7 protein-coding genes are annotated in these 6,696 nt (G+C 72.3%); 5 read left to right on the forward strand and 2 right to left on the reverse strand.

The window, feature by feature from the left end; genetic code table 11:
* Positions 1 to 144 precede the first annotated feature (144 nt).
* Positions 145 to 1,071: a cell envelope lipid trafficking protein PgfA gene (gene pgfA / locus IG63_RS0116810; protein ID WP_169741816.1), complete on the forward strand. Its 927-nt coding sequence runs from the start codon at positions 145 to 147 to the stop codon at positions 1,069 to 1,071.
* 171 nt (positions 1,072 to 1,242) lie between these two features.
* On the opposite strand, the gene IG63_RS0116815 is transcribed toward pgfA, so the two are convergent.
* Entirely contained in the window at positions 1,243 to 2,043 is an 801-nt protein-coding gene (locus IG63_RS0116815) for a class I SAM-dependent methyltransferase (RefSeq protein ID WP_030485512.1), read from the reverse strand.
* Positions 2,044 to 2,072: 29 nt separating this feature from the next.
* On the opposite strand from IG63_RS0116815, the gene IG63_RS0116820 reads away from it, so the two are divergent.
* The 3 genes from IG63_RS0116820 (at position 2,073) to IG63_RS21745 (ending at position 5,357) form a co-directional block, all read left to right on the forward strand.
* Positions 2,073 to 2,954 carry a phosphotransferase family protein gene (locus tag IG63_RS0116820; protein ID WP_051707042.1) on the forward strand — a complete coding sequence of 294 codons (882 nt, stop codon included), beginning with the start codon at positions 2,073 to 2,075 and terminating at the stop codon, positions 2,952 to 2,954.
* Between the two features lie 167 nt (positions 2,955 to 3,121).
* A complete protein-coding gene (rpsA, locus tag IG63_RS0116825; protein WP_030485514.1) occupies positions 3,122 to 4,597 on the forward strand; it encodes a 30S ribosomal protein S1 in 1,476 nt (491 codons plus the stop codon).
* Between the two features lie 103 nt (positions 4,598 to 4,700).
* Positions 4,701 to 5,357 (forward strand): SIMPL domain-containing protein, encoded by a 657-nt coding sequence (locus tag IG63_RS21745; protein WP_051707043.1) that lies wholly within the window; start codon positions 4,701 to 4,703, stop codon positions 5,355 to 5,357.
* Between the two features lie 19 nt (positions 5,358 to 5,376).
* Here IG63_RS21745 and IG63_RS22810 read toward each other — a convergent pair whose 3' ends face one another.
* Positions 5,377 to 5,541 carry a hypothetical protein gene (locus IG63_RS22810; RefSeq protein ID WP_157210253.1) on the reverse strand — a complete coding sequence of 55 codons (165 nt, stop codon included), beginning with the start codon at positions 5,539 to 5,541 and terminating at the stop codon, positions 5,377 to 5,379.
* 94 nt (positions 5,542 to 5,635) lie between these two features.
* Here IG63_RS22810 and IG63_RS0116840 point away from each other — a divergent pair, with 94 nt between their 5' ends.
* On the forward strand, positions 5,636 to 6,601 hold the full coding sequence (locus tag IG63_RS0116840; RefSeq protein ID WP_030485516.1) for a GlxA family transcriptional regulator: 966 nt from the start codon (positions 5,636 to 5,638) through the stop codon (positions 6,599 to 6,601).
* The last annotated feature ends 95 nt before the right edge of the window (positions 6,602 to 6,696 follow it).

The following is a 6,696-nucleotide window of genomic DNA, read 5'->3' on the forward strand; positions in this document are numbered from 1 at the left end:
TCCCGGGGCCGCCCCGGGGTCGCCAGTGGGTCCCGGAGGAGCACTGGTACGTACCAGTGCGAGGACCCGGGGCGTCGCGAGATGGCGCGGAAGTTACCGGTGGGTTACCGTGCCGCGAACGCACGCCTGTGGGAGGGACGAAAGATGCGCAAGATCGCGCCTGTACTGCTCGGACTCGGAGCATTTCTGCTGGTGGCGGGCCTGGTGGCCCTGCTGTGGGCGCCGGGCGTGGTGAAGAAGACCCCGCTCGAGGTCGACAGCGTGACCCGGCTGTCCGGCGAGGCCGCCCGCATCGACACCACCACCGGTGAGCTGGGCGAGGCCCTGCCCGTGGTGGCCACCAGCATCACCAAGTCCGACACCGACGCCTCGACCGACTCCTACGTCGTCATGACCAGCACCCAGTGCCTCGTGGTCGACGAGGGCGAGCCCGGCGACTGCGTCGACGGCAGCGACGAGCGGCTGGTCAACGCGAGCACCGACGTCTTCGCCACCGACCGCGTCACCGCCGAGGCGGTCAACGACGTCGACGGCCTGCCCGCCGACGCCGAGCCGCACGAGGGCCTGGTCAACAAGTGGCCCTTCGACCCCGAGGAGAAGACCTACTCCTACTGGGACGGCACCGCCGGCACGGCCGTCGACGCCGACTTCGACCGCACCGAGACCGTCGACGGGCTCGAGGTCAACGTCTACAAGGTCGAGGTCAGCGACGCCCCCATCGAGATCGCCGAGGGCACCCCCGGCACCTACGACGACAGCAAGGAGATCTGGGTCGACCAGGTCACCGGCGCGCTGATCCACCAGATCGACGACCAGCAGCGCTTCCTCGAGGACGGCACCCAGGCCTTCGACCTGCAGCTCTCCTTCACCGACGAGCAGGTCGCGGCCAACGTCGCCGACGCCAAGGACAACATCGGCAGCCTGCGCCTGGTGACGGTGTGGATCCCGGTCATCGGCATCGGTGGCGGCGTGCTGCTGCTCCTGGCCGGCCTGGTCGGTCTGGTGCGCGCCAACCGCCAGCAGCCGCCGACCGGCTCCACCACCCACGCCCGGGACCCGCAGCCCGTCTGACCCGCCGGCCGGAAAGACGGGCTGAGTCACAGGTTTCCCAGGTTCACCTGGGAAACCCGCTCCTCACACACGTTGCAACGCGTGTGAAGAGCCAGATTCCCAGGTTCACCTGGGAAACGGGCACCGCTCACCCCGCCTCAACCCAGTTCCGCGTACGCCGGGGGCGGTGGCTCAGCGCAGCTCGGCCACGAAGATCGCGGTGCCGGGCGTGAGGACCCCTCGCGTCCGGCTCCAGCCGCCCCAGACGTAGTCGTGCTCGCTGGGCCACTCGGGCTCGAGCAGGTCGAGCAGGCAGAAGCCGTGGCGCGACAACGTGCCGACCCAGTCGCCGAGGGTGCGGTGGTGCTCGACATAGCGGGTCTCCCCGGTCTCGTCGTCGACCTCGACGTAGGGGGTGCGGTCCCAGTACGACTGGGTCGCGGTCAGCCCCTCCTCGCCGGGGTCGTCGGGGAAGCACCACCGCGTCGGGTGGGTCACCGAGAAGGCGAAGCGCCCACCCGGTCGCAGCACCCGCGCCACGTCGGCGACCAGCGCGGGCGCGTCGGCGAGGAACTGCAGCGCCCCGAAGGCGGAGAAGACGACGTCGAAGGCGCGGTCGCGGAAGGGCAGCGCCGCGCCCGAGGCGAGCACCGCGGGCACGTGCACGCCGAGCTCGGCATCGATGCGACGGTGGTGCTGCAGCTGTCGCCGCGACACGTCGATGGCCACCGGCCGGCCGCCGCGCTGCAGCACCCAGCGCGAGCACTGGCCCGCGCCGGAGCCGATCTCGAGCACGTCGCGGCCGGCGACGTCACCGAGCGCCCCGACCTCGTCCTCGCGCTCGCCCTCCGGGCCCCAGAGGAAGCCCGCGTCACCGAGGAACGCGCCGTGGGTCGACTGGTACTCGTCGGCGTAGGCGTCCCAGTCGGCGGCGTTGGCACGCACCGACTCCTGCTCCGAGACGGGACGGCGCTCCGGACTGACCCCGCTCACCCCGGTGACCCTAGTGGCAGGGTGGTGGGGTGGACCTCGCCGCCGGACTGGAGCCGCTCGACGGCGGCTGGAGCGGCGAGACCTTCCTCGCGCACGCCGGCGAGGAGCGCAGCGTCGTCCGCATCTACGGCGGGCGGTCACTCCGGCGCGGACCACGGGCACCGGAGGTCGACGCCGCGGTGCTGCACCTCGTCGCCCCGGTCGTGCCGGTGCCGCGGGTGCTGGAGGTGCGACCCGGCGACCCGGAGCGGGACGTGCCCGGTCTGCTCGTGTGCAGCCTGGAGCCGGGGGAGCGGCTCGACCTGCTGCTCCCCGGCCTCGACGAGTCGGGTCTGCACGCGGTGGGCAGCGCGCTCGGCACCCTGCTGGGGCGGCTGGGGCTCGTGCTCCAGGTGCGCGCCGGTCTCTTCGCGACGCCAGACCTGGTCGTGGAGGAGGACCTCCCCCAGCTCGGGGAGTGGGTCGCCGGGCACCTCGAGCGGCTTCCGGCCGCGCTCGTCCCGGGGCTCCGGGAGGCGGCGGAGGCCGCGCAGGACCTGCTGGCCGAGGACCGACGCCGGGTGCTGGTGCACGGCGACCTGAACCCGAAGAACGTGCTCGTCGACCCCGCCACGCTCGAGGTCACCGCGGTGCTCGACTGGGAGTTCGCGCACGCCGGCGGCCCCTGGGAGGACCTCGGCAACCTGCTGCGCCACGTGCCGGACGGCGAGCGGGGCGAGGTGCTCGCCGACGCCGTGCTGGCGGCGTACGCCGCGCTGGTGCCGGGCGTGCCCGACGACGTCCGGGAGCGTGCCCGGGCGTCCGACCTGGCCTCGCTGGTGGAGCTCGCCGCCCGCCGCGAGGACACGCCGCCGGTGCGCCTGGCGCGGGAGCGGCTCCTGGGTTGGACCGCGCCGGGCAGGGGCGCGTAGACTCGCAGACTGCGCCAGAGGTCTGCGTGCGTCTCGTACCGAGCAGGCTCTCGCTCGCTGTTGCTCGTGGCTCAGGTCGTCATCGGCCCGTGGTCGTCTCGTGATGGTGAAACCGGCCTTGGCGCGTGCCCGCACGACTCCACCCATCCGAAGGTTCTATCCACTCCATGACGAGCACCCTCTCCTACGACTCCGCTCCGCAGGTCGCGGTCAACGACATCGGCTCCGAGGCAGACTTCCTCGCCGCTGTCGACCTGACCATCAAGTACTTCAACGACGGCGACATCGTCGACGGCACGATCGTCAAGGTCGACCGCGACGAGGTCCTCCTCGACATCGGCTACAAGACCGAGGGCGTCATCCCCTCGCGCGAGCTGTCGATCAAGCACGACGTCGACCCCAACGAGGTCGTCGCCGTCGGCGACAAGGTCGAGGCGCTCGTCCTCCAGAAGGAGGACAAGGAGGGTCGGCTGATCCTGTCCAAGAAGCGCGCCCAGTACGAGCGCGCCTGGGGCACGATCGAGCAGGTCAAGGAGGAGGACGGCGTCGTCGAGGGCACCGTCATCGAGGTCGTCAAGGGCGGCCTGATCCTCGACATCGGCCTGCGCGGCTTCCTGCCCGCCTCGCTGGTCGAGATGCGCCGCGTGCGCGACCTGCAGCCGTACGTCGGCCAGACGCTCGAGGCGAAGATCATCGAGCTCGACAAGAACCGCAACAACGTCGTGCTCTCGCGTCGTGCCTGGCTCGAGCAGACCCAGTCCGAGGTCCGCCACGGCTTCCTGACCCAGCTGCAGAAGGGTCAGATCCGCAAGGGCGTCGTCTCCTCGATCGTCAACTTCGGCGCGTTCGTCGACCTCGGCGGCGTCGACGGCCTGGTGCACGTCTCCGAGCTCTCGTGGAAGCACATCGACCACCCGAGCGAGGTCGTCACCGTGGGCGACGAGGTCACCGTCGAGGTGCTCGACGTCGACATGGAGCGCGAGCGGGTCTCGCTGTCGCTCAAGGCGACGCAGGAGGACCCCTGGCAGCACTTCGCCCGGACCCACCAGATCGGCCAGATCGTGCCGGGCAAGGTCACCAAGCTGGTGCCCTTCGGCTCGTTCGTGCGGGTCGAGGAGGGCATCGAGGGCCTGGTGCACATCTCCGAGCTGGCCGAGCGCCACGTCGAGATCCCCGAGCAGGTCGTCCAGGTCAACGACGACGTCATGGTCAAGATCATTGACATCGACCTCGAGCGTCGCCGGATCTCGCTGTCGCTGAAGCAGGCCAACGAGACCGCCGTGTCGACCGACGCGGAGGACTTCGACCCGACGCTCTACGGCATGAGCGCCACCTACGACGAGCAGGGCAACTACATCTACCCCGAGGGCTTCGACCCCGAGACCGGCGAGTGGCTCGAGGGCTTCGAGGAGCAGCGTCGCGTCTGGGAGGACGAGTACGCCCAGGCACGCGCCCGCTGGGAGGCCCACGGCAAGCAGCAGGCCGAGGCCAAGCAGGCCGAGATCGAGGCCGGCCAGGCGACGTCGTACTCCAGCGGCGGCTCCGACGCCGACGCGGAGCGCGGCGACGAGGAGGGCGGCTCGCTCGCGAGCGACGAGGCGCTGCAGGCGCTGCGCGAGAAGCTCACCGGCGGCCAGCAGTAGCAGTCACCACCAGCGTCACCCGAGGCCCGTCCCCGCTCTGCGGGGGCGGGCCTCGTCGCGTCGCGCCGCGGTCGACGACCGGCTGGGCGGCTAGGTTGCGCACATGTCCGTCGAGATCACCGTCCGTGGCGCGCACGAGGTGGCCGCCCCCGCCGAGCGCGGCACCGTGCGCGCGAGCGTGCACCTGTGGCGGGCGGCCGCCGACGAGGCCATGGCGGCGGTCGCCGACGCGGCCCGAGGGCGACACCTGTCGCTGGAGGCGCAGCACGACCCCGTCGCCGGACCTGTCGTCGGCTGGTCCGGGGACCAGGTGCACACCTGGCTCGAGCGGTACGACGACTACGGCGAGCGTCTCCGCAAGCCCGCCCAGCACGCGCGAGCGACGATCGTGGCGACCTTCTCCGACCACGAGGCGCTCGGGCGCTGGCTGACCCAGAGCGCCGCGGTCGAGGGGTTCGAGGTCGACCAGGTCACCTGGGACCTCACCGCCGAGCGCCGCGCCGCCTTGGAGCGTGACGCCAGGGTCGCGGCCGTCGCCGCGGCGGTGCGTCAGGCCCAGGACTACGCCGACGCGCTCGCCCTCGGTGAGGTGCGGGCGGTGTCCCTCTCCGACGACGCGTCGTCGAGGGACGACGACTGGGAGGCGGTCGAGCCGGCCTCCTTCGCCGCCCGGGACGCCGACGACGGGGCGCCGGTGCCGGTGGCACCCCGCGAGGTCGTGGTGCGCGCCGGGGTGCGGATCCGGTTCCTCGCCGGCTGACGCGCGACGAGGCCGGGCGTCAGGCCGCGGTGGTGTGGTCGTACCAGGGTTCGGGCGGGGCGTCGTGGTGGTGGCTGCGCGGCGGCGTCAGGTCGGGTCGGCGGGGGTCGTGGCGCAGCGCGTGCACGACGCCGTAGGTCAGCAGGACGGTGGAGACGAGGGCGAGGATCACGAGTACGGTCATGGCAGTAATGCTGCGCCCGTTGATCGACTGCCACCAGTGGCAGGTTTGCCACACTGCGTCGATCTCCTGCCAATCGGTGTGGCACCATGGTGAGGTGCTGACCAACGTGGCCGTGGTCGTCTTCGACGGTGTCGCCCCCTTCGAGCTCGGAGTCGTCTGCGAGGCCTTCGGCGTCGATCGCAGCGACGACGGCGTGCCGCTCCTCGACTTCGCCGTCTGCGCCCCCGGCGACCGCCGCGTGCGCACCTCGGGCGGCTTCTCGCTGACCGCCGACCACGGGCTCGACCGGGTGGCGGAGGCCGACCTGGTCGCGGTCCCCGCGGTCGACGGCACCATCGACGGCGTCGGCAGCATCACCGAGGAGGTCGTGGCGACCGTGCGCGCCGCCCACGCCCGGGGGGCGCGGATCCTCACCGTCTGCTCCGGGGCCTTCGTGCTCGGGCAGGCCGGGCTGCTCGACGGCGTCGCCTGCACCACGCACTGGAGGCACACCCGCCAGCTCTCCGAGCGCTTCCCCCTGGCCCAGGTGGTGCCCGAGGTGCTCTACGTCGACGCCGACCAGGTCGTCACCAGCGCCGGCACCGCGGCCGGCCTCGACGCCTGCCTGCACGTCTGGCGCCAGGAGTACGGCGCCGCGGTGGCGGCGGCCGTGGCGCGGCGGATGGTGGTGCCGCCCCAGCGCGAGGGCGGCCAGGCCCAGTACGTCGCGCGCCCGGTCGTCGACTGCGAGGCCGACACGCTCGCCCCGCTGCTGGCCTGGGCGTCCGAGCACCTGGCCGACGACCTCGGCGTCGAGGCGCTGGCGCAGCAGGCCCACCTCTCGCCGCGCACCTTCGCGCGGCGCTTCCGCGAGGAGACCGGCACGACGCCGCACGCCTGGGTGACCTCCCAGCGGCTGCGCGAGGCCGAGCGGCTGCTGGAGACCAGCGACCTCTCGGTCGAGCAGGTCGCCCACGCCGTGGGGATGACGGGCGCCGCGACGCTGCGCCACCAGTTCCAGCGCTCCCGCGGGGTGAGCCCCCAGTCCTACCGCCGGGCCTTCCAGCAGCGCGTCGGCTAGCTGTAGTTCCCACAGAGGTTGTGAACGCGGGACGGTAGACGGATAGCGAGGACCTCCAGTACGGAGGGGGGTTACCACACCAACCCACCGTCTGG

The organism is Nocardioides aequoreus, assembly GCF_000720335.1.
Classification (GTDB): domain Bacteria; phylum Actinomycetota; class Actinomycetes; order Propionibacteriales; family Nocardioidaceae; genus Marmoricola; species Marmoricola aequoreus.